Here is a 22602-nt window from a genome sequence, read left to right on the forward strand (position 1 = left end):
TTACATTAAATTTACTTATTATTAACACAAAAGCAACAATTTCTTTATGTCAACAATAAGGTTGGTGCTTAACGGGAAATTAACATTGTATTTTCATGATTCCGGATCAGCTTACTTTTTTAGGGCATAAAGCCCTTTTCTTAAATGTTTTAAAAGCGAGGTATTACAATCTTTACAGTCTATTTCTTTCAAATGAATGGGTTTGCCGATACTGATTTTTAACTGGTGACCATTTTTGTTGAATAACTCTGAAATAAGCTTTGCTGTTTGTAACGAAGGGTGTATAAATTTCAGCAGGCTAAAAAAGATGCCATTATTACCATGAAAATATACCGGTAGTATGGGTACATTGGCTTTTGAGATGATTTTCCCAACCACGGGATGCCATTCACGGTCGGTAATCTGATTTTTTCTGAATTTATAAGAAGAAACTTCGCCTGCCGGAAAAATAGCAACAGGACTACCATCTTTTAAAACTTTTAAAGTTGTTTTTAATCCGCTAATACTTGATGAATCCTGAACTTTTTCGAACGGATTTACCGCGATAATACATTTCTCCAGATTTGGGATTTTTTTTAACAGAAAATTCCCCATAAACATCGTATCAGGTCGGTAATTGGCAAGAGTACTTAATAATGCCAATGATTCTATAGCACCGTAGGGGTGGTTTGCAATCGCAATAAATGCACCTTCTTTAGGAATGTTGGCTAAATCCTCATCAGTGATCTGAATGGTAACGCCCAGAACATCCAGAATATGATTGGCAAATTTTTCTCCTTCTAAGGTATTCGCATCTCTAATAATTCCATTGAAGTCGTTAATCTTCAAGAACCTCATTAAAAAGGAAGCAAGGCCAGGGATTGGAATGTTACAAATGCCTGTTGCCTTTGAAAAATTCTCTTTAGAAATGACTGTCATAATTATAGTTCAAAATCGATTCCATTAGGGAAGCAACTTGATAAATGATTTTTTATTTGAGCTAAATATAAGGGCGGGAAACATTCGGTTCTCACGAAGAAGAATGTTTATCATAGCTCATACAGAGTACCTAAAGATAATGGAATAATATGAACAACAGCGTATTAATCGATTAAGAAATTGTAAGGAAGAAAATTCTATAAATAATATTTCATTAACACCAATTTAACAGGGTAAACCTACTTTTGTGGCATAAATATTTGGTTAGTATTTATAAAGTTTAGGTTAGTTGATAATAAAAAACCCAGATGGATGTCTGGGTTTTTTTATGGAATTCGTTTATAGATTCTTGCCGAGCTTTTCGAGCATTTCTGGTGGAATATTATGCGTATCAACCACTAAGAAGCCGTCTAAACAATCGGAAAATTTAGGATCGATATTAAATGAGATAATCTTCGCATTCAGGTTCATATACTGCCTCAACAATACCGGAATCTTAATATGCGAGTTTTCGATATCGCCGATAATGCTATCCAGATCTTTAAAAGACTCGCTGCTATCAACCAATGTATCTGTAGAAATTGGTAAAAGATCAGCTTTAAACTTGTTTCTTGGCTTCACATATTTTGCCATCTCATAATCGAAATGGTTTTTTGTAATGTAATCTACAATTAAGGCCTTGCTAAATTTAGAGAAGTTGTTGCTGATACTTACCGGTCCAAACATGTAGCGATACTGTGGGTTATCGATCAGGTATTTTAAAATTCCTTTCCAAAGCAAAAATAATGGAAGTGGTTTGCCCTGGTATTCTTTTCTGATCCACGATCTGCCCAGCTCGATTCCCTGTCTCAACATTGGGTAGAATTGATCTTTCATTTTAAACAGTTCTGATAGGTAGAATCCACGGCGGCCCATGCTTTCTAAAATCTCATCACCTTTACCAATCCGGTAAGCACCTACAATATTTTCTAAATCCTTATCCCAAATAAATAAGTGGTTATAGTAGATGTCGTAATTGTCGAGATCGATTTTTTTGTTGGTTCCTTCACCAACCTCTCGGAAAGTAATTTCGCGCAAACGGCCAATTTCTCTTAAAATATTGGGGATTTTTAAAGTCGGAACAATGTATACTTCGTAATTTTTTTCCGTCCAAACTTTAAAATCTTCTAAAAGTATCACCTCATTTTTAATTAAAAGCCTCGAAGTTTCTTCAATTACCTCAACAGGTTTCTTTTTAATTTTGAACAAGTTTAGTGGATTAAAGAGTTTTTTCTCTGTATCTAAGCCAATACCAAGTGCATATGTACGGGCCCTTAAAAAGTCCATCAGTTTATTGCTGCTGTTCATGTGCGAAATTTCAGATACGGCTATTGGTTTGCCAATCCGTACCTTAATGGTGCGCCCATGTTTATTTAAAAACTCCGAAGGTAACTTTGCAGTACGCAGGGTAGGGTGGATGAAGCTTAAAATATTAAAGAAAACCCCGTTATTACCGTGAAAATAAATAGGTACAACGGGTACTTTTGCTTTAGCAATCAGTTTTCCAACAACAGGATGCCACATCCTGTCGGTTACCTGTTGGGCATCCAACTTAAAGGTAGAAACCTCTCCTGCAGGGAAAATCCCGATCGGAACCCCGTTTCTAAGCAGATCAAAAGTAGTTTTTAAACCACTGATGCTCGATGTATGTTGAACGTTTTCGAAAGGGTTAACAGCAACAAAAAACTCATCAAGGTTCGGTATTTTTTTCAGAATAAAGTTTACCATCACCTTGGCATCTGGCCTAACCGTACATAAAAGTTTAACCAAAGCCAAACCTTCTACACCTCCATAAGGATGGTTTGCAATGGCAATAAATGGTCCTGTTTTCGGAATGCAATTTAAATCATCATCGTCAAATTCGATAGAAACGCCAATGGTTTCCAGTATCTTATCTACAAACTCTAAACCTTTAAAGTGTTGATTTTGAGCGAATACATCATTAATGTCGTTCAGTTTCATGATCTCCATCATCAAACCCGCTAAACCTGGTACACCTAGCTTATCTATCTTTGTTGCTTTCGCAAACTCAGATGTAGTTATGATCTTCATATAAAATTCTTATGGCGTTGATAGGCAAAACCTGTTCTGTTTTGCAATTCCAAAAATAAGATTTATATTTATAATACACATGTCATATCGCATCAATGAGAATTTGGCTCAACAAAAATTTTGGTGTTAGCAAAAGTGAATTTAATGGATTGCTATTTCTAGTCTTTATTATTATTGTAATTAAGGCAACACCTATTATATATGGCTATTATCGGCCCCTTTCAAATGATGGTTCAAATCTTTTAGCACAAATTCAGAAGATAACCATAACAGATCAGGTATATGCCCATACCATTCGTGATCGGATTGAAAATTCGAATCCCAAAAAAACGGTTAAACTTTTCAAATTCAATCCCAATACTTTAGATGCACAGGGTTGGCAAACTCTAGGTTTATCAGCAAAACAGGCACAATCGGTTATGAATTATACCGCTAAGGGCGGTAAGTTTTACAAAGCCGAAGATCTTCAGAAAATGTATACCATTTCGCCAGAAATGTATAAAAAGATATTGCCCTATGTTAACATACCCGATCAGCCCATCAATACCTCAAGAAAATATGCACCTTTCGATAAAAAAGAATACGCTAAAAAAACTTTAGTAATCGTCGATATTAATAAGGCCGATTCTGCACAACTGGATAAGATAAAAGGCATTGGCGGAACTTTTGCGCTTAGAATTATTAAATACCGTGAACGTTTAGGTGGTTTTTACAAGAAAGAGCAGCTTCTCGAAGTTTATGGATTAGATTCTAATAAGTATGCCGAAATTAAAGATCAGATTGAAATCAGTAATGCCCCATTAAAAACAATAAATATAAATACAGCAACGTTTGATGATTTAAAGCGCAATCCATACCTCTCTTACAAGCAGATCAATGCCATTATTCAATACCGTAAGCAGCATGGCAATTATGCTAACTCATCCGATTTAAAAAAGATCATCATTTTAAACCAAGAGGTTATTGATAAGATTACGCCTTATATTTCTTTTTAGCACCTTGAATTTAAAGGTTAAGTTTTAAATATTATTTGAAAAGCAACCCCCAAATCATAGTGCTGGCCGCGCCACCTAAACCTGATCGGAACGAACACGTAGTGCAACGGAGTAAAGTGGAGAGCAGGGCTGAATAACGCCAAACGCTTCTGTACCTGATTTCCAAAAAAAGACAACCAAATTAAAAATTATGTATTTCCTGTTCTGAGCTAGTATAGGAGTTAATTGTCTGCAAAGTTTAAGAGAATCCATTTTCAACAAATGTTTTGCGAAAAACTGAATGTATTCATCTACTATCATTCCTTCAATTTTATCTATATTCATCAAAAACACCATATAATTAGTTTATTTGGCTATAGTTGTAAGAAAAATAGAAAAAAACTTTCTCCGTTAATTTCAAGGTTTAAAATTAACCGATAAACTAATTGAACCGAATACCATTTCATTCTGTAATTGCACAAATATTTAATGGTAATTAACTATCAAATAATTGTTTATAATTGCCTCAACTAACTTTAAAATATAAATTTAATGAGCGTAAGCTTCGATTTTTCAGAAACAGAAACTCAGCAGAGTGTAAAGGCCATGGTCCGCGATTTTGCAGAGAAAAACATTCGTCCACATATAATGGAATGGGATGAGGCACAGCATTTTCCTGTCGAATTGTTTAAACAGCTCGGCGAATTAGGTTTAATGGGTGTTTTGGTTCCCGAAGAATATGGAGGCTCTGGATTGGGCTATCAGGAATATGTTGATGTAATTGTAGAAGTGGCCCGGGTTTGTGGTTCAATCGGCTTATCATTGGCTGCACACAATTCTTTATGTACCGGGCATATTCTGGCCTTTGCCAATGCAGAACAGAAGCAGAGGTGGTTACCAAAACTGGCTACGGCCGAATGGATTGGTGCCTGGGGTTTAACAGAAGCAAACACAGGTTCGGATGCGTTGAGAATGATGACCACCGCTGTTGAAGATGGCGATGACTATATAATAAATGGTGCAAAAAACTGGATTACCCATGGCAAAAGCGGCGATATCGCTGTGGTAATGGTAAGAACCGGGGAGCAGGGAAGTTCGAAAGGGATTTCGGCCATTGTGGTAGAGCGAGGTACACCAGGTTTTACAGCAGGCAAAAAAGAAAATAAATTAGGCATGCGTGCATCAGAAACCACAGAAATGATTTTTGATAACTGCCGTGTGCCAAAAGCTAATTTATTGGGTAATGTTGGCGAAGGTTTTAAACAGGCGATGAAAGTGTTAGATGGCGGAAGAATTTCTATTGCGGCATTGGCTTTAGGTATTGCAAAAGGTGCTTTTGATGCTGCGGTAGCGTATTCAAAACAACGCCAGCAGTTTGGTCAGCCAATCTCCAGCTTTCAGGCCATTAGTTTTAAACTGGCTGATATGGCTACCGAAATTGAAGCAGCCGAATTATTGATCCGCCAGGCGGCAGATTTAAAGAACAGGCATTTGCCCATGACAAAAGAATCGGCCATGGCAAAATACTTTGCCTCAGAGGTTTCGGTAAGGGTAGCAACAGAAGCTGTTCAGATATTTGGCGGTTATGGTTATACCAAAGATTTTCCGGTAGAAAAATTTTATCGCGACAGTAAATTATGTACAATAGGCGAAGGAACGTCTGAAATACAAAAAATTGTAATCGCAAGAGAGGTGTTAGCTTAAAGCTAAAAGACTAAAGCTGGAACTTAGTTAACGAAAAACCAAATATATTATGAGCATTCGGACGGTTTAACCACCTCCGGATTTTTTTGTTTTAAAATTTTCAAAACCAACTTTCAATTGCCGGTGTTTTTACTAAGATTAAAAGACTAAAAAGTAATAACCAATGGGCAATTACCAATGAACTATTGACCATTGAACTAATGAATTAAAAATATGGCAAAGTATTCAGAAAAAGCTGGTGAGAAAGTAGAAAAAACCATGCACGAAATGAAAGAAGGTAAGCTTAAAAGCGGATCAGGTAAAAAAGTGACTTCTAAAAAGCAGGCAATTGCTATCGGATTATCGGAAGCCAGGAAAGAAGGAGCGAAGGTACCTAGGAAAAAAGATTAAAGACCAAAGCTGAAAGAACAAAGCAAATATAGATACTCTAAGCTACCTGCACAGCGCTTTAAGCTTTGGTCTTTGGACTTTCAGCTTATTGCGGTATATCTTTAGTAGTTAAAATGCTGTCTACTACATAAACGCTAAATCCGCGCCAAGGCAGGGTATTTTTATATTCCTTATAGTGGAGTTCGTAAAATTTGCCACTATTGGCCATCATTTTATCTGCAATTTCTTTACTTGCAATAGAAAACTCAAACTCATTATTTTGTAATGTTCCCGCTTGTCTGGATTTTACCCCACTCTGGATCAATTTCCCTTCGTAGGTTTTAAACAGATAACCTTTCTTTACTACATAATTTAATTCGCCGGCTTTAACGCCTTCGCCAAAAACAAAGAAATACCGGTAATAGCAAATTGCTACTAGTAAAATAACAACTATAACCGCGATAATTGAGCCTACTTTTTTGCCTGTTGTCATATCATATAATGTATATATAAATGTAGGTAAACAACAGTTTAGTTTAACCAACGATTTAAATAAATTTTCTTTTTATAAAACCTTTCTCATTTTCAATATTTTGCTTACATTTGCAGCCCCGATAGCACGGGAAATTTTAAAAACCACGAGAGGAGGTATTTCAGCGTTATGATCATTATCAACATTAAAGACGGCGAATCATTAGATAAAGCCCTTAAACGTTTCAAGAAAAAGTTTGAAAAAACTGGTGTATTGAGAGAACTGCGTAGTCGCCAAGCATACGAGAAAAAATCCGTTGCTCGCCGTACTGAAATTAAACATGCTGTTTACATTCAGAATATGAATCAAGATACAACTGCATAGTTGTTTAAGATATAAATACGTTAAAGTCCTTCTGATGTAAAATCGGGAGGACTTTTTTGTTTTAAAAAGAAATCAAAAACTTTACAATAAACAATTAATTAATGATTTCTTTATATCAAAACTATTTGTAACTTCATATCAATGCCCCTCAAAAAGATATTGAATGTTGCTAAAAAGTTTTATAACCTATTTAACTCACGAGAAGCGCTATTCTCAGCACACCATTACCTCTTATCAAACAGATTTAGATCAGTTTGAAGAGTATGTCAATATTACGTTCGAGCTAAATTTTTTAGAAGTTAAGCATATTCACCTACGGAGCTATATGGTAGATCTGATGGAGAAGAAAGTATCAGAACAGACCATCAATAGAAAAATTTCGACGTTGAGGAGTTTTTATAAATTTTTGCAGCGAAGCGGAAAGATTGATCAGAATCCTACCGTTTTAATTAAAGCACCAAAAATACCCAAAAGACTACCCGTATTTGTTGATTCGCAAAAGATGGATCAGCTATTGGATTCGGAGCATTATTTTAATGAAAGCTTCTCTTCTGTTCGCGATCATCTGGTAATCGAGTTGCTTTTTGGTACCGGCATGCGTTTAACAGAACTACTCCAGTTAAAAGATATAGATATTTATTCGGGAACGATAAAGGTATTGGGTAAAAGAAATAAAGAGCGGATCATTCCTGTAAATAAACAGCTTATCAATCAGGTAAATACCTATGTTGAGCTAAAAAAGTTGCAAAACTTTAATAACAATTTGCCTATCTTAATCGTTACCAATACAGGTGCAGCGGCATATCCAAAGTTAATATACCGTATTGTTACCTCATACCTAAACCACGTATCAACCAATGAGAAGAAAAGTCCCCACGTGCTTCGGCACAGTTATGCAACAAGCCTGCTAAATGCAGGAGCAGATCTAAATGCAATTAAAGAACTTTTGGGTCACGCCAGCTTAGCAGCAACCCAGGTTTACACCCACAATTCGATCGAAAGATTAAAAACAATTTATAAACAAGCCCATCCAAAGGCATAAAAAAAGGAGGAAAAATGAAAATCGGAGTTCAATCAATCCACTTCAGTGCAGACAGTAAGTTGTTAGATTTTATACAAAAAAAAGCAAATAAGCTAGATCAGTTTTTTGACCAGATCATTAGCGGAGAAGTGTATTTAAAGTTAGAAAACGTAGAGGATGAGGCCAATAAAATTAGTGAGATAAAACTCATTGTGCCGGGAGGGACCCTCTTCGCTAAAGAACAATGTAAATCATTTGAAGAAGCCACAGATCTGGCAATTGAATCGTTAAGAAAGCAGATCACTAAACATAAGGATAAAACACGTGCAAAATTAAGTGAGCATAAAGCAATTTTAAGCGAAAGCGAAGCTGCTGATTACTAAAAATTAGCATTATTTTAAGAAAAGGCAACATGATTAATCATTATGTTGCCTTTTTTATGGGCTACCGTGAGGAATTTGCTGTTGTTTTTAATTGTTTTTGATTAATTAATAAATGGTATCGATTGATTTTTTTTAAAATTAATAAGGATGTAAACGATTTGGTGATGTTAAAGGGTATAAGAAGTGGTAGCTGGAAAGCGCCAGGACATGGGGGCAAGCGTAATTAAACTTAAAAACCGATTCATATTCGTTAGAACACCGAAAAAGTTAAAAAAATAATACGATTTTAAGCGAAAGCAAAGCGACTGATTATGAAGTACCTATTATTTTAAATCGTCTTAATTGAGTGGGAGGGCTAAAAATTTCACTATTTTTTTTCAAATTTATTTTGAAGTGAAATATAAGTGTGTATATTTGCATTCCCTTTCGGAAACGGTGTTAGGCCAAGAAGAAAAGGCTTGTTCTTTAAAAAGATAAAAGTTTTAAAAAAACACGTTAATAGTATGAAAAATGAAGATTTTTCGTATCATTGCACAAAATTTAAAGCCTCCTTAGCTCAGCTGGTAGAGCAACTGACTTGTAATCAGTAGGTCATTGGTTCGATTCCGATAGGAGGCTCTTTTTATTTTAAAGTGTTAGCATTTTAAAGTAGAAAATGGGGAGATTCCAGAGCGGCCAAATGGGACAGACTGTAACTCTGTTATCGCAAGATTTCGAAGGTTCGAATCCTTCTCTCCCCACACTTTAAATGAACGACCAAATGTTTTAATGAGAGATTATTTCTATCATTCTTTCATTCAATCAATCACTAGTTTTTAAAAGCGGAAGTAGCTCAGTTGGTAGAGCGATAGCCTTCCAAGCTATAGGTCGCGAGTTCGAACCTCGTCTTCCGCTCCAATAAAAATTAGAAAGTGGGCAGTTATTGGTAACAGTTTTTATTTGGTTAAAACTAAAGGCTGGAACTGGAAACTAAAAAGCCGACTTAGCTCAGCGGTAGAGCACTTCCTTGGTAAGGAAGAGGTCATGGGTTCAATTCCCATAGTTGGCTCAGGATAATAAAGCTTTGTTAAATCTGTTTAATATGCAGGGTAGACAAGGTTTTTTGTGTTGCATTGCATCAAAACAATAAATAAAATTAATAAAAAGTTAACCTACTAATTAGTTATAAATAAAATGGCAAAAGAAAAATTTGACCGTAGTAAACCGCACTTAAACATCGGTACAATCGGTCACGTCGATCACGGTAAAACAACTTTAACAGCAGCTATTACAAAAGTTTTAGCTGATGCAGGTTTATCTGAGGCACGTTCATTCGATTCAATTGACTCAGCTCCTGAGGAAAAAGAAAGAGGTATTACAATTAATACTGCGCACGTTGAGTATTCAACTGCAAACCGTCACTACGCACACGTAGATTGTCCAGGTCACGCGGATTATGTTAAAAACATGGTTACAGGTGCGGCTCAAATGGATGGTGCTATTATCGTTGTTGCTGCTACTGATGGTCCAATGCCACAAACTCGTGAGCACATCTTATTGGCTCGTCAGGTTGGTGTACCTTCATTGGTTGTATTCATGAACAAAGTGGATATGGTTGATGATCCTGAATTATTAGAATTAGTAGAAATGGAAGTTCGTGAATTATTATCGTTCTACGATTTCCCTGGTGATGATATTCCTGTTATTCAAGGTTCTGCTTTAGGTGGTTTGAACGGAGATGCTAAATGGGTAGCAAAAATTATGGAATTAATGGATGCTGTTGATAGCTACATTCCAATTCCTCCACGTTTAACTGAGCTTCCATTCTTGATGCCTGTTGAAGATGTATTCTCGATCACTGGTCGTGGTACTGTAGCAACTGGTCGTATCGAGCGTGGTGTAATCAACTCTGGAGATCCAGTTGAAATCTTAGGTATGGGTGCTGAGAACTTAAAATCTACAGTAACTGGTGTTGAGATGTTCCGTAAGATCTTAGATTATGGTGAAGCTGGTGATAACGTAGGTTTATTGTTACGTGGTATTGAGAAAACTGATATCCGTCGTGGTATGGTAATCTGTAAACCAGGTTCAGTAACTCCTCACACTGATTTCAAAGCTGAGATCTATGTATTATCAAAAGCAGAAGGTGGTCGTCACACTCCATTCTTCAACAAATACCGTCCTCAATTCTATTTCCGTACTACAGACGTTACTGGTGAGATTTCACTAGCTGAAGGTACTGAGATGGTAATGCCAGGTGATAACGTTACAATCACTGTAAAGTTGATCAACGCTATCGCAATGGAAAAAGGTCTACGTTTCGCTATCCGTGAAGGTGGTAGAACAGTAGGTGCTGGTCAGGTAACTGAAATTTTAAAATAATCTTAAATCCCGATTTATCGGGACTAAAGAAAAATAAGAAAAGCAAAGTGTTTAAGTGCGCTTAGGCACTTTGCTTTCTAATTACGGGAATAGTTCAACGGTAGAATAGAGGTCTCCAAAACCTTTGATCAGGGTTCGAATCCTTGTTCCCGTGCTCAAAACAATGGTTGAGTAATTGAATGAGTGAATGATTGAATTTGAAGGTTAGCTTTCGAATATTATCATTCACTCATTTAGTCATTCTGTCATTCAATAAATTAAATATGGCTAAAGTAGTTGAGTTTATAAAAGAATCGTACGATGAAATGACCCAGAAGGTTACATGGCCTACTTGGGGTGAACTGCAAAGTTCTGCAATTCTTGTATTAGTGGCTTCTTTAATTATTGCATTGGTTATTTTTGCAATGGATAAAGGATCAACATTTGTGTTAGATACTTTTTATAAATCACTTTCTAATTAATATTTACTAATGAGCGATCTAAAGTGGTACGTTGTAAGGGCTGTTAGCGGTAAGGAAAAGAAAGTAAAACAGTACATTGATGCTGAGATCAGCCGTTTAGGTTTCTCTCATTTGGTTCCTCAGGTTTTAATACCAATGGAAAAATATTACCAAATGAAAGATGGTAAAAAAATTGCAAAAGAACGTAACTTCTATCCTGGTTATGTTTTAATCGAAGCTACATTAGATGGAGAGTTAGAGCACATCATTAAAGGAATTAATAGTGTTATTGGTTTCTTGGGTGATAAAGCTGGTAATCCAATCCCAATGCGCCAGGCAGAAGTTAACCGTATTTTAGGTGTGGTTGATGAGATGAGCGAGCAAGGTGAAACAATGAATGTGCCTTACTACGTTGGCGAAGGCATTAAAGTAATGGATGGACCTTTCAACGGTTTCTCAGGTATTATCGAAGAGGTAAACGAAGAGAAGAAAAAACTGAAAGTAATGGTTAAAATCTTCGGTCGTAAAACACCACTTGAGCTTAACTACATGCAAGTAGAAAAAGAGTAAGCAAATTATTTTTAGAATATAAAAAGACCGCAGAATTTATTTCGTGCGGTTTTTTCTTTTTAAATGATTTTTTAAATTGCTTAATAATTAGTGTAAGTTTTGTGGTTTATTCTGTCGTTGCGAACAAAGAAAGGGTCTTATGGTGGCGTGAAGCAATCTATTCATGGTTTATAACTGAAGAAAGTATTTTTCTTAATCGCTGATTTAATGCACATATTTTAAACACCTACATATTATTAAATATATTTCTCTCCATCTATTGTGCATTTACAAGATTATCCATATCTTTGCAGTCCTTTAAGCTTTATAGGAGCTCTAAGGAATTAAATGTTACATGCTTCCAATATTTAACATTGAGTTTTAAATAAACAAAAAACACAAAATGGCAAAAGAAGTCAGTGCAATGATCAAATTACAGATCAAAGGCGGAGCGGCAAATCCATCGCCACCAGTAGGACCTGCGTTAGGTGCTAAAGGGGTGAATATTATGGAGTTTTGCAAACAGTACAACGCTCGTACCCAAGATAAAGCAGGTAAAGTATTGCCAGTTGTAATTACTGTTTATGCTGATAAGTCATTCGATTTCATCATCAAAACCCCTCCTGTAGCTATCCAGTTAAAAGATGCTACTAAATTACAGAGTGGTTCTGCTGAGCCTAACCGTAAAAAAGTTGGATCGGTGACCTGGGACCAGATTAAAGTTATTGCTGAAGATAAAATGCCTGATTTAAATGCATTTACAATCGAATCTGCAATGAGTATGGTTGCTGGTACAGCACGCAGTATGGGAATCACCGTTTCTGGTGACGCACCCTGGAACAATTAATTAAAAAACAGTTTACAACAGTGGCGAAATTAACTAAAAATCAAAAAAAGGCACACGCTAAAATAGAAGCTGGTAAAGCTTATACTTTACAGGCTGCTGCTGCTTTGGTAAAAGAAATCACTACCACTAAATTCGACGCATCAGTTGATATTGATGTATCTTTAGGTGTAGATCCGCGTAAAGCGAATCAAATGGTACGTGGTATTGCTACTTTACCACACGGTACAGGTAAAACTGTACGTGTTTTAGCTCTAGTAACTCCTGATAAGGAAGAAGAAGCGAAAGCAGCTGGCGCAGACTTCGTAGGTTTAGACGAATATGTGGCTAAAATTGAAGGTGGTTGGACCGATGTAGACATTATTATCACAACACCAGCTTGTATGGCAAAAGTAGGTAAATTAGGCCGCGTTTTAGGTCCAAGGAACTTAATGCCAAATCCAAAATCTGGTACAGTAACTAACGAAGTTGGTAAAGCTGTAACAGAGGTTAAAGCAGGTAAGATTGATTTTAAAGTAGACAAAAGCGGTATTATACACGCTTCAATAGGGAAAGTATCATTCCCAGCAGATAAAATTTATGAGAATGCACTTGAAATCATTCAGGTAATTTCAAAATTAAAACCATCTGCTGCTAAAGGAACTTATTTTAAAAGCATTCACGTGTCTTCTACAATGAGTCCTGGAATTGCAATTGAAACAAAATCAGTAGCGGGGATTTAATCATGAACAGAGAAGAAAAAAACGAAGTAGTTTTAGAACTACAAGGACAAATGCAAGAGTATGGCAATTTCTATATTGCTGATACTTCTAGCCTTTCTGTTGAGCAGATTAACAACATCCGCCGCAAATGTTTCGAAGGTGATATCATCATGAAAGTTGCTAAAAACTCTTTAATCCGCAAAGCGATTGAAGGTTTAGATGGCGATGCTTCTGAGATATACGAAGCCCTTAAAGGTTCATCATCATTATTATTCTCAAAAACAGCAAACGCTCCGGCTAAGTTGATTAAAACTTTGAGAAGAACATCTGATAAACCATTGCTTAAAGCAGCATATATAGATTCATCAGTATACGTTGGCGATGACCAATTGAATAACTTAGTAAGCTTAAAATCGAGAGAAGAGCTTATTGGCGATATCATTGGATTATTACAATCACCAGCTAAGAATGTTATATCTGCGCTTAAATCAAGCGGAGGCAAAATTGCAGGAATTGTTAAAACTCTACAAGAAAGAGAAGGTTAACGAACACCTTAAGTTCGCAATTAAACAAAATTATTTTTACGTAAATTTTTAAAATCTTAATAAAATGGCAGATTTAAAATCGTTTGCTGAGCAATTAGTAAACTTAACAGTTAAAGAAGTTAACGAATTAGCTCAAATCTTAAAAGACGAGTATGGTATCGAGCCTGCAGCTGCTGCTGTAGTTGCTGGTCCTGCTGCTGGTGGTGATGCACCTGCTGCTGCTGCAGAAAAAACATCATTTGATGTTATCTTAAAAGAAGCTGGTGGCGCTAAATTAGCAGTTGTGAAACTTGTTAAAGACTTAACTGGCCTTGGTTTGAAAGAAGCAAAAGACTTAGTTGACGGAGCACCAAAAGAATTAAAAGCTGGTGTTACTAAAGACGAAGCAGAAGCTCTTAAAAAACAATTAGAAGAAGCTGGAGCAGTAGTTGAGATTAAGTAATCACTTAACTTAGCTAAGCTAAAAATGTATTAGACACCGACTGAAAATGTCGGTGTCTTTACCTGTTTATAAACATCTCATTTTGTTTGGTTAATGAGAATGCTTGAAACTGAAACCAAACAAATAGTTTATTCTTAAACTAAAATCTTTTAGTCCATTGGCAAAGACAGTCGAACAAAGAGTAAATTTTGCAACTAGTAAGCACATTATAGACTATCCGGATTTTCTGGATGTGCAATTGCAATCATTCAGAGAATTTTTCCAGATAGATACCACATCAGACGATCGCTCTAGCGAAGGTTTGTTTAAAGTGTTTGCTGAAAACTTTCCAATAACAGATTCAAGAAATATCTTCGTATTGGAGTTTCTTGATTATTTTGTTGATCCGCCACGTTACGATATACATGAGTGTATTGAGCGTGGATTAACCTACAATGTTCCATTAAAAGCAAAGCTGAAGCTTTCTTGTAATGATGTAGAACATGAAGATTTTGAAACCATTATCCAGGATGTGTACTTAGGTACAATCCCGTATATGACACCAAAAGGTACGTTTGTTATCAACGGTGCAGAACGTGTTATCGTTTCGCAATTACACCGTTCTCCAGGAGTGTTCTTCGGTCAAAGCCGTCACACAAATGGAACCAAATTGTATTCTGCACGTGTAATTCCTTTCAAAGGTTCATGGATCGAGTTCGCTACAGACGTTAATAACGTGATGTATGCTTATATCGATCGTAAGAAAAAATTCCCGGTTACCACTTTATTACGTGCTATCGGTTACGATTCTGATAAAGATATCTTAGAACTTTTTGATCTTGCTGACGAAGTAAAAGTTAGTAAATCTGGTTTGAAGAAATACATCGGTCGTAAACTGGCAGCAAGGGTATTGAAAAAATGGGTTGAAGATTTTGTAGATGAAGATACAGGTGAGGTAGTTTCTATCGACCGTAATGAAGTGATTCTTGAAAGAGAAACCGTTTTAGAAGACGAACACATTGATATGGTTATCGAAGCAGGCGTAAAAAGCATCATCTTGTCTAAAGAAGATGGCGCAAGTCAGGCTGATTATACCATTATATATAATACATTACAGAAAGATACATCAAACTCAGAAAAAGAAGCTGTAGAAAACATCTATCGTGCTTTGCGTAATGCAGAACCACCTGATGAGGAAACAGCCCGTGGTATCATTGATCGTTTATTCTTTTCAGATAAACGTTACGATTTAGGAGATGTTGGTCGTTACCGCATCAACCGTAAATTAAAAATGAATACCCCTGATGAGGTTAAAGTATTAACAAAAGCAGATATTATTGCAATTGTTAAATACCTGATCAAATTGATCAACTCAAAAGAAGAAGTAGATGATATCGATCACTTGTCTAACCGTCGTGTACGTACGGTAGGTGAGCAATTGTACGCACAATTTGGTGTTGGTTTAGCCCGTATGGCCAGAACAATCCGTGAGCGTATGAATATTCGTGATAACGAGGTGTTTACACCAACTGATTTGATTAACGCCCGTACGTTATCATCGGTTATCAACTCGTTCTTTGGTACTAACCAGTTGTCTCAGTTCATGGATCAAACGAATCCATTGGCAGAGATCACACACAAACGCCGTTTATCGGCTTTAGGTCCAGGTGGTTTATCGCGTGAGCGTGCCGGTTTCGAGGTACGTGACGTTCACTATACGCACTATGGTCGTTTATGTACTATTGAAACACCAGAGGGACCAAACATTGGTTTGATTTCATCACTTTGTGTGCATGCAAAAATCAATAATTTAGGTTTCATTGAAACACCATACAAACGTGTTGAAGATGGTAAAGTAGTTGTAGATTCAGACGTTATTTATTTATCTGCTGAGGACGAAGATGGTAAAACCATCGCTCAGGCCAATGCAGAATATGATGATAAAGGTAATTTTACCACACCACGTGTTAAAGCGCGTTATGAGGGTGACTTCCCGATTATTGAGCCTGAGAAATTAGACTTAATGGACGTTGCGCCTAACCAGATTACTTCAATCGCTGCTTCGTTAATCCCGTTCTTAGAACATGATGATGCGAACAGGGCTTTGATGGGATCGAACATGCAACGTCAGGCCGTACCATTGTTGCGTCCTGAAGCACCAATTGTAGGTACAGGTTTAGAAGGTCGCGTTGCACGTGACTCAAGAACTTTGATCAACGCAGAAGGTGACGGTGTTGTAGAGTATGTTGATGCTAACGAAATCACCATTAAATATGAGCGTAACGAAGATGATCGTTTAGTTTCATTTGAAGGTGATAGCAAAACTTACCGTTTAATTAAATTCAAAAAAACCAACCAGAATACTTGTATCAACTTAAAACCAATCGTTAAGAAAGGTCAGAAAGTTACTAAAGGACAAGTACTTTGCGAAGGTTATGCAACTGAAAATGGTGAATTAGCATTGGGTAGAAACCTGAAAGTGGCATTCATGCCTTGGCAAGGTTTCAACTTTGAGGATGCGATTGTAATCAACGAGCGTATTGTTCGTGATGACGTTTTCACTTCATTGCATATTGAAGAGTTTGAATTAGAAGTACGTGATACTAAACGTGGAGAAGAGGAATTAACACCAGATATCCCGAACGTTTCTGAAGAGGCTACTAAAGACCTTGATGAAAACGGTATTATCCGTATTGGTGCTGATGTAAAAGAAGGTGATATTTTAATTGGTAAGATTACTCCAAAAGGAGAATCAGATCCTTCGCCGGAAGAGAAATTACTACGTGCAATTTTTGGTGATAAAGCAGGTGATGTTAAAGATGCGTCTTTAAAAACTCCTCCTTCAATCCAAGGTGTGGTAATTGATACTAAATTATTCAGCCGTGCTAAGAAAACTACAAAAGCTGAGGAAAAATCGGCAATTGAGAAATTAGACAAAGGATATAACAATATCACTGAGAAATTAAAAGCAGAATTAGTTGACAAATTATTCACCATCGTAAATGGAAAAACATCTCAGGGTGTATTTAACATTTACAAAGAATTATTAGTTGCTAAAGGCGCTAAATTTACTCAGAAAATTTTAGCTGAGCTTGATTATAATCACATTAGCCCTAACAAATGGACTACTGATGATGATAAAAACGAGATGATTAAAATGTTGCTTCACAACTACGGTATCCGTGTTAACGAAGAACTTGGTGCTTACAAACGCGATAAATTCGCGATCAGTGTAGGTGATGAGCTTCCTTCAGGAATCGTACAGATGGCAAAAGTTTATGTAGCTAAAAAACGTAAATTAAAAGTAGGTGATAAAATGGCGGGTCGCCACGGTAACAAAGGTATTGTTGCACGTATTGTACGTGATGAAGATATGCCTTTCTTAGCTGATGGTACTCCGGTTGATATCGTGTTGAACCCACTAGGTGTACCTTCACGTATGAACCTTGGTCAGATCTACGAAACCGTATTGGCATGGGCCGGTAAAGAATTGGGTGTTAAATTTGCAACTCCGATTTTTGATGGCGCTACGCACGATGAGGTGGAAGAATGGATCGCTAAAGCAGGAGTTCCTGCTTCAGGAAAAACCTACTTATACAATGGTTTAACAGGTGAGCGTTTCGATCAGACTACAACTGTAGGTATTATCTACATGTTGAAATTAGGTCACATGGTTGATGATAAGATGCACGCCCGTTCAATCGGACCATACTCATTAATTACACAACAACCATTGGGTGGTAAAGCCCAGTTCGGTGGTCAGCGTTTTGGTGAGATGGAGGTTTGGGCATTAGAGGCATTCGGTGCAGCTAATATTCTTCAGGAGATCTTAACCGTTAAATCGGATGATGTAATCGGAAGAGCCAAAACTTACGAAGCCATTGTTAAAGGTGAGAACCTACCAACACCAGGTGTACCAGAATCGTTCAACGTATTGGTACATGAGTTACGCGGATTAGGTTTAGATATTACGTTAGACTAAGTATTAAGTATAAAGTATCGAGTATCAAGAAGGTTAATTCAATCTCGATACTTGATACTAAGTACTTGCTACTAAAAACAAAAAGATATGTCTTACAAAAAGGATAATAAATTAAAAAGCAATTTCACATCAATCACGATTAGCTTATCGTCTCCAGAAATTATTTTGGAACGCTCAAGCGGTGAGGTGTTGAAACCAGAAACCATTAACTACCGTACTTACAAACCTGAGCGTGATGGTTTGTTCTGTGAGCGTATTTTTGGTCCGGTAAAAGATTACGAATGTCATTGCGGTAAATACAAACGTATCCGTTATAAAGGTATTGTTTGCGATCGTTGTGGTGTTGAAGTAACGGAGAAAAAAGTACGTCGTGAGCGTATGGGACACATTGCTTTAGTGGTTCCTGTTGCACACATCTGGTACTTCCGCTCTTTACCAAACAAAATCGGTTATTTATTAGGTTTACCTACTAAAAAATTAGATTTAATTATCTATTACGAGCGTTACGTAGTTATTCAATCAGGCTTAATGGCTGAAGAAGGTATCAACTATATGGACTTCTTAACGGAAGAAGAATATTTAGATATCTTAGATAAATTACCTAAAGAAAACCAATACTTAGACGATAAAGATCCTAATAAATTCATCGCCAAAATGGGTGCTGAAGCATTAGAAGATTTATTAAAACGTATTGATTTAGATACTTTATCTTATGATTTACGTCACCAGGCAGCTAACGAAACTTCTCAGCAACGTAAAAATGAGGCTTTAAAACGTCTTCAGGTTGTTGAAGCTTTCCGTGGAGCTAATACACGTATCGAGAATCGCCCTGAGTGGATGATTGTTAAAATCGTTCCGGTTATTCCACCAGAATTACGTCCGTTAGTGCCATTAGAAGGTGGCCGTTTCGCTACTTCCGATTTAAATGATTTATACCGCCGTGTAATTATCCGTAACAACCGTTTAAAACGTTTGATCGAGATTAAAGCACCAGAGGTAATTTTACGTAACGAGAAACGTATGTTGCAGGAAGCTGTAGATTCGTTATTCGATAACTCACGTAAAGTTAACGCGGTAAAAACTGAAGGTAACCGTGCTTTGAAATCACTTTCAGATATCCTGAAAGGTAAACAAGGTCGTTTCCGTCAGAATTTATTAGGTAAACGTGTGGATTATTCAGCTCGTTCGGTAATTGTTGTAGGGCCTAGCCTTAAATTGCACGAGTGCGGTATTCCGAAAGATATGGCTGCTGAGCTTTACAAACCATTCATTATTCGTAAGATGATTGAGCGTGGTGTAGTAAAAACAGTTAAATCTGCTAAGAAAATCGTTGATAGAAAAGATCCATTAGTTTGGGATATTTTAGAAAATGTATTAAAAGGTCACCCGGTATTATTAAACCGTGCACCTACGCTACACAGACTAGGTATTCAGGCTTTCCAGCCAAAATTAATTGAAGGAAAAGCAATCCAGTTACACCCACTAGTTTGTACTGCGTTCAACGCCGATTTTGATGGTGACCAGATGGCTGTCCACTTACCTTTAGGTAATGCAGCAATTTTGGAAGCCCAAGTATTAATGTTGGCCGCACACAATATCTTAAACCCTGCAAACGGTACGCCAATTACAGTACCATCACAGGATATGGTTTTGGGTCTTTATTATATTACTAAAGGCCGTAGAACAGATGAAACCAGAGTTGTAAAAGGACAGGATTCGAATTTCTATTCTCCGGAAGAAGTTATCATTGCTTATAACGAGAAAGAATTAGACTTGCATGCATTTATCAAAGTAAGGGTAAATGTTAAACAAGGCGATGGTTCTATCGTTAATAAATTAACTGAAACCACTGTAGGTAGAGTATTGTTCAACCAAATGGTCCCTGAAGAAGTTGGTTATATCAATGAATTATTAACCAAAAAATCTTTAAGAGATATTATTGGTGAAGTAGTGAAAATGACTGGTATGGCCCGTGCTTCTCAATTCTTAGATGATATCAAAGAATTAGGATTCCGTATGGCATTCCAGGGAGGTTTATCGTTCAACTTACAAGACGTAAACATTCCGGTAGAAAAACATACTTTATTAGAACAGGCAGCAGCTGAAGTTGAAGAGGTAAGAAACAACTATAACATGGGTTTCATTACCAACAACGAACGTTACAACCAGATTATTGATATCTGGACCCGTATCAACAACAGGTTAACTACATTCGTTATGACTCAGTTATCGTCAGATAACCAAGGTTTTAACTCGGTTTACATGATGCTTGATTCAGGTGCACGTGGATCTAAAGAGCAGATTCGTCAGCTTTGCGGAATGCGTGGTTTGATGGCGAAACCTCAAAAATCAGGTTCAGGTGGCGATATCATCGAAAACCCGATCTTATCAAACTTTAAAGAAGGTTTATCGGTATTAGAGTACTTTATCTCTACTCACGGTGCACGTAAAGGTTTGGCGGATACGGCGTTAAAAACGGCGGATGCGGGTTACTTAACCCGTCGTTTACATGATGTGGCGCAGGATATGATTGTTAACGATAACGATTGTGGTACTTTAAGAGGTATGTATACTACCGCTTTAAAAGATCAGGAAGATATCGTTGAGCCATTATACGACAGGATTTTAGGCCGTACTTCACTACATGATGTGTACAATCCATTGGATAACACTTTATTGGTGGGTGCTGGAGAAGATATTAACGAAGATGTAGCTAAATTGATCGAAGAATCTCCACTAGAAGGTATCGAGATCCGTTCAGTACTAACTTGCGAATCTAAACGTGGTGTTTGTGCATTATGTTATGGCCGTAACTTAGCATCTGGTAAACGTGTTCAGAGAGGTGAGGCAGTTGGTGTAATTGCAGCACAGTCAATCGGTGAGCCGGGTACACAGTTAACACTTCGTACTTTCCACGTGGGTGGTACTGCATCAAACATTGCTGCAGAATCTAACATCGTAGCTAAGTTTGATGGTGTAATCGAATTCGAAAATATCCGTACTGTAGATACACAAACAGAAGAAGGAACAGTTCAGGTGGTATTGGGCCGTTCAGGTGAGTTCAAAATTGTTGAGCCAGGAACCGGACGTATCATTGTAACCAATAACATTCCTTACGGTGCATTCTTGTTCGTAAAAGAAGGTGATAAACTTTCTAAAGGTGATAAAATCTGTTCGTGGGATCCGTACAACGCGGTTATTCTATCAGAATTTGCCGGTAAAGCACAATTTGATGCCATTATTGAAGGTGTAACCTTCCGTGAAGAATCAGATGAGCAAACTGGTCACCGTGAAAAAGTAATTATCGATACACGTGATAAAACTAAAAACCCTTCAGTTCAGATCGTTGATAAGAAAGGTGAATTCATTAAAGGTTATAACATTCCGGTAGGTGCCCACGTTTCAGTTGATGAAGGTGAAGCAATCCAAACTGGTCAGATTATCGCTAAGATTCCTCGTGCAACTGGTAAAACCCGAGATATTACAGGTGGTTTACCTCGTGTAACGGAATTATTTGAAGCGCGTAACCCATCTAACCCAGCTGTAGTAACTGAGATTGATGGTGTGGTAACTTTAGGTGGCGTTAAACGTGGTAACCGTGAAATTACAATCGAATCGAAAGATGGTGAAGTTAAAAAATACTTGGTTCCATTGTCGAAACACATCCTTGTTCAGGATAACGACTTTGTAAAAGCAGGTATGCCTTTATCAGATGGTTCAATTTCTCCTGCGGATATCTTATCAATTAAAGGCCCTGCAGCGGTTCAAGAATACCTGGTAAATGGTATTCAAGAGGTTTACCGTTTACAAGGTGTGAAAATTAACGATAAGCACTTCGAGGTAATTGTTCACCAGATGATGCAGAAAGTTCACATTGAAGATCCAGGTGATACTATTTTCTTAGAAAACAATGCTGTTGACCGTTGGGATTTTGCCGACGAGAACGATGCGATGTACGACAAGAAAGTGGTTGAAGATGCAGGTGATTCTACAGATTTCAAACCAGGTCAGATTGTTTCATTGCGTAGATTAAGAGACGAAAATTCTCAATTGAAACGTAAAGATTTAAAACAGATCACGGTTAGAGATGCAAGACCAGCAACTGCAAGTTCTATCTTACAAGGTATTACACGTGCATCATTAGGTACTAAATCGTTCATTTCTGCAGCTTCGTTCCAGGAAACTACGAAAGTATTAAATGAGGCAGCTATTGCAGGTAAACGCGATAATATGTTAGGCTTGAAAGAAAACGTGATCGTTGGTCACTTAATCCCTTCAGGTACTGGTGTACGTGGTTACGAAAGAATCATCGTTGGTTCACAAGAAGAATACGATAAATTATTAGCTTCGAAACAAGAAGAAGTAGAAGCTTAGATTTTAATAGTAATTATAAGCCCTCTGAATTTTTATTCAGAGGGCTTTTTTGTTTTATGAAAGAATCTA

At 37.1% G+C, this 22602-nt stretch carries 18 protein-coding genes and 5 tRNA genes; 20 read left to right on the plus strand and 3 right to left on the minus strand.

What is annotated here, in order from left to right; translation table 11 throughout:
* Window positions 1-111 precede the first annotated feature (111 nt).
* Entirely contained in the window at window positions 112-918 is an 807-nt protein-coding gene (locus tag AC1DNH_RS14800) for a lysophospholipid acyltransferase family protein (RefSeq protein ID WP_477608588.1), read from the minus strand.
* 339 nt (window positions 919-1257) lie between these two features.
* A complete protein-coding gene (locus AC1DNH_RS14805; protein WP_477608586.1) occupies window positions 1258-3009 on the minus strand; it encodes a lysophospholipid acyltransferase family protein in 1752 nt (583 codons plus the stop codon).
* Between the two features lie 95 nt (window positions 3010-3104).
* Between AC1DNH_RS14805 and AC1DNH_RS14810 the strand changes: the two genes are divergently transcribed.
* The 3 genes from AC1DNH_RS14810 to AC1DNH_RS14820 all read left to right on the plus strand — a co-directional run bounded on the left by AC1DNH_RS14810 (window position 3105) and on the right by AC1DNH_RS14820 (window position 6077).
* Window positions 3105-4004, plus strand: coding sequence for a ComEA family DNA-binding protein (locus tag AC1DNH_RS14810; protein ID WP_477608584.1), 900 nt, complete (start codon window positions 3105-3107; stop codon window positions 4002-4004).
* Between the two features lie 531 nt (window positions 4005-4535).
* The gene (locus AC1DNH_RS14815) at window positions 4536-5687 is read left to right on the plus strand and encodes an acyl-CoA dehydrogenase family protein (RefSeq protein WP_230143489.1); all 1152 of its coding nucleotides are present in this window, start codon (window positions 4536-4538) and stop codon (window positions 5685-5687) included.
* Window positions 5688-5900: 213 nt separating this feature from the next.
* Window positions 5901-6077: a DUF6496 domain-containing protein gene (locus tag AC1DNH_RS14820; protein ID WP_477584846.1), complete on the plus strand. Its 177-nt coding sequence runs from the start codon at window positions 5901-5903 to the stop codon at window positions 6075-6077.
* 85 nt (window positions 6078-6162) lie between these two features.
* Here the strand turns inward: AC1DNH_RS14820 and AC1DNH_RS14825 are convergent, their stop codons facing one another.
* Window positions 6163-6549, minus strand: a complete 387-nt coding sequence (locus AC1DNH_RS14825) for a hypothetical protein (RefSeq protein WP_029277247.1) — start codon at window positions 6547-6549, stop codon at window positions 6163-6165.
* 168 nt (window positions 6550-6717) lie between these two features.
* Here AC1DNH_RS14825 and rpsU point away from each other — a divergent pair, with 168 nt between their 5' ends.
* From rpsU to rpoC, 17 genes are all read left to right on the plus strand, one after another.
* On the plus strand, window positions 6718-6912 hold the full coding sequence (gene rpsU, locus AC1DNH_RS14830; protein WP_086549247.1) for a 30S ribosomal protein S21: 195 nt from the start codon (window positions 6718-6720) through the stop codon (window positions 6910-6912).
* Between the two features lie 163 nt (window positions 6913-7075).
* On the plus strand, window positions 7076-7954 hold the full coding sequence (locus tag AC1DNH_RS14835; RefSeq protein ID WP_477625474.1) for a tyrosine-type recombinase/integrase: 879 nt from the start codon (window positions 7076-7078) through the stop codon (window positions 7952-7954).
* A 14-nt stretch (window positions 7955-7968) separates the two neighbouring features.
* On the plus strand, window positions 7969-8316 hold the full coding sequence (hpf, locus tag AC1DNH_RS14840) for a ribosome hibernation-promoting factor, HPF/YfiA family (RefSeq protein WP_025143266.1): 348 nt from the start codon (window positions 7969-7971) through the stop codon (window positions 8314-8316).
* Between the two features lie 545 nt (window positions 8317-8861).
* Window positions 8862-8934: transfer RNA gene (locus AC1DNH_RS14845), tRNA-Thr, on the plus strand.
* Between the two features lie 39 nt (window positions 8935-8973).
* Window positions 8974-9056: transfer RNA gene (locus tag AC1DNH_RS14850), tRNA-Tyr, on the plus strand.
* A gap of 81 nt (window positions 9057-9137) precedes the next feature.
* A tRNA-Gly gene (locus tag AC1DNH_RS14855) sits at window positions 9138-9213 on the plus strand.
* A gap of 79 nt (window positions 9214-9292) precedes the next feature.
* A tRNA-Thr gene (locus tag AC1DNH_RS14860) sits at window positions 9293-9364 on the plus strand.
* Window positions 9365-9489: 125 nt separating this feature from the next.
* Window positions 9490-10677 carry an elongation factor Tu gene (gene tuf / locus AC1DNH_RS14865; protein ID WP_029279334.1) on the plus strand — a complete coding sequence of 396 codons (1188 nt, stop codon included), beginning with the start codon at window positions 9490-9492 and terminating at the stop codon, window positions 10675-10677.
* Between the two features lie 83 nt (window positions 10678-10760).
* Window positions 10761-10831 (plus strand) — tRNA-Trp (locus tag AC1DNH_RS14870).
* A gap of 109 nt (window positions 10832-10940) precedes the next feature.
* Window positions 10941-11138 carry a preprotein translocase subunit SecE gene (gene secE, locus AC1DNH_RS14875; RefSeq protein ID WP_029279332.1) on the plus strand — a complete coding sequence of 66 codons (198 nt, stop codon included), beginning with the start codon at window positions 10941-10943 and terminating at the stop codon, window positions 11136-11138.
* 9 nt (window positions 11139-11147) lie between these two features.
* Window positions 11148-11687 carry a transcription termination/antitermination protein NusG gene (nusG, locus tag AC1DNH_RS14880; protein ID WP_025143263.1) on the plus strand — a complete coding sequence of 180 codons (540 nt, stop codon included), beginning with the start codon at window positions 11148-11150 and terminating at the stop codon, window positions 11685-11687.
* A 382-nt stretch (window positions 11688-12069) separates the two neighbouring features.
* The gene (gene rplK / locus AC1DNH_RS14885) at window positions 12070-12513 is read left to right on the plus strand and encodes a 50S ribosomal protein L11 (protein ID WP_010601094.1); all 444 of its coding nucleotides are present in this window, start codon (window positions 12070-12072) and stop codon (window positions 12511-12513) included.
* Between the two features lie 20 nt (window positions 12514-12533).
* Window positions 12534-13232, plus strand: a complete 699-nt coding sequence (gene rplA / locus AC1DNH_RS14890; RefSeq protein ID WP_029279316.1) for a 50S ribosomal protein L1 — start codon at window positions 12534-12536, stop codon at window positions 13230-13232.
* 2 nt (window positions 13233-13234) lie between these two features.
* Window positions 13235-13756, plus strand: coding sequence for a 50S ribosomal protein L10 (gene rplJ / locus AC1DNH_RS14895; RefSeq protein WP_477584715.1), 522 nt, complete (start codon window positions 13235-13237; stop codon window positions 13754-13756).
* Window positions 13757-13820: 64 nt separating this feature from the next.
* Window positions 13821-14198, plus strand: coding sequence for a 50S ribosomal protein L7/L12 (gene rplL / locus AC1DNH_RS14900; RefSeq protein ID WP_029279312.1), 378 nt, complete (start codon window positions 13821-13823; stop codon window positions 14196-14198).
* A 157-nt stretch (window positions 14199-14355) separates the two neighbouring features.
* On the plus strand, window positions 14356-18159 hold the full coding sequence (gene rpoB / locus AC1DNH_RS14905; RefSeq protein ID WP_029279311.1) for a DNA-directed RNA polymerase subunit beta: 3804 nt from the start codon (window positions 14356-14358) through the stop codon (window positions 18157-18159).
* An 87-nt stretch (window positions 18160-18246) separates the two neighbouring features.
* Window positions 18247-22533 carry a DNA-directed RNA polymerase subunit beta' gene (gene rpoC / locus AC1DNH_RS14910; RefSeq protein ID WP_477625475.1) on the plus strand — a complete coding sequence of 1429 codons (4287 nt, stop codon included), beginning with the start codon at window positions 18247-18249 and terminating at the stop codon, window positions 22531-22533.
* The last annotated feature ends 69 nt before the right edge of the window (window positions 22534-22602 follow it).

This window comes from Pedobacter sp. 01N310 (assembly GCF_056399805.1).